This window comes from Pseudomonas sp. NPDC088885, from assembly GCF_044750025.1.
GTDB classification, from domain to species: domain Bacteria; phylum Pseudomonadota; class Gammaproteobacteria; order Pseudomonadales; family Pseudomonadaceae; genus Aquipseudomonas; species Aquipseudomonas rustica.
In genome coordinates this window covers 1-1,005 of sequence record NZ_JBIVJB010000270.1, presented here as the reverse complement: position 1 = coordinate 1,005, position 1,005 = coordinate 1, and the positions used below count along the sequence as shown (strand labels likewise).

2 protein-coding genes are annotated in these 1,005 nt (G+C 55.3%); one reads left to right on the top strand and one right to left on the bottom strand.

The genetic code is table 11. The features are described 5' to 3' along the window. Nucleotides 1-203 precede the first annotated feature (203 nt). Nucleotides 204-803, top strand: a complete 600-nt coding sequence (locus ACIP1X_RS29155; protein ID WP_053123771.1) for a 50S ribosomal protein L25/general stress protein Ctc — start codon at nt 204-206, stop codon at nt 801-803. A 1-nt stretch (nt 804) separates the two neighbouring features. On the opposite strand, the gene ACIP1X_RS29150 is transcribed toward ACIP1X_RS29155, so the two are convergent. Next, a partial coding sequence (locus ACIP1X_RS29150; protein ID WP_400756009.1) for a hypothetical protein occupies nt 805-1,005 on the bottom strand: 201 nt, incomplete at its 5' end.

Sequence of the window (1,005 nt, the reverse complement as noted above, 5' to 3'; positions counted from 1 at the left end):
TGTTGCCGAAGCGGTTCGCCGCATCAGCAATGAAGAATCGATCAGCGCGATGTTCCGTTAAGGGCCCTGCCCTTCTCGAAATGTCTCGTTGACGAAAAGCGCCCCGCCCCGGCATTCCTGCCGGGGCGGGGCTTTTTTGCCCATACCGTGTTTGGCGCTGGTCGCAAACGTCAACCCGGTCATGGCTATTTTGGAGATACACAATGAACGATTTTACTCTGAATGCTGAACTGCGTTCCGACCTGGGGAAAGGTGCGAGCCGCCGCCTGCGTCGTCTCGCCGCTCTGGTTCCAGCTGTTGTTTACGGTGGCGAAAAAGCCCCTGAATCCATCAGCATGCTGGCCAAAGAAGTTGCCAAACTGCTCGAAAACGATGCTGCCTACAGCCACGTTATCGAACTGAACGTTGGCGGCAAAAAGCAGAACGTCATCATCAAGGCTCTGCAACGTCACCCGTCCAAGGGTCACGTTCTGCACGCTGACTTCGTACGCGTCGTAGCCGGCCAGAAACTGACCGCTATCGTGCCTGTGCACTTTGTTGGTGAAGAAGCTCCGACCAAGAAAGGCGGCGAGATCTCGCACGTCCTGAACGAAATCGAAGTTTCCTGCCTGCCGAAAGATCTGCCTGAGTTCATCGAAGTCGACCTGTCGGCTCTGGAAATCGGCGCAATCGTTCACCTGTCCGACCTCAAAGCCCCTAAAGGCGTTGAGTTCGTTGCACTGGCTCACGGCGACGACAAAGCTGTTGCAAACGTACACGCTCCACGCGTTGCTCCAGAAGCTGAAGAAGGCGCAGCAGAGTAATTCACTCTGTCATGCCTGAGTGAGCAAGTAACATCGCGGACTGGAACGTAGCGAGAAAGCGGGCGAGAACGCGGAGTTTACATCCATGGTAAATGAGCATTTTTCGTCCACTTTCGCCGCTTTCCCTGATCGCGGCGATTGGTCTAAAGTTCGGGTTGAGACGAGCGGTCATTTCTGTTTGAGTGGAGATGCCGCCGGTGAG

Excerpts from the sequence above, each read along its gene's own strand:
- ACIP1X_RS29155 (WP_053123771.1), top strand. The coding sequence starts at position 204 with ATGAACGATTTTACTCTGAATGCTGAACTGCGTTCCGACCTGGGGAAA.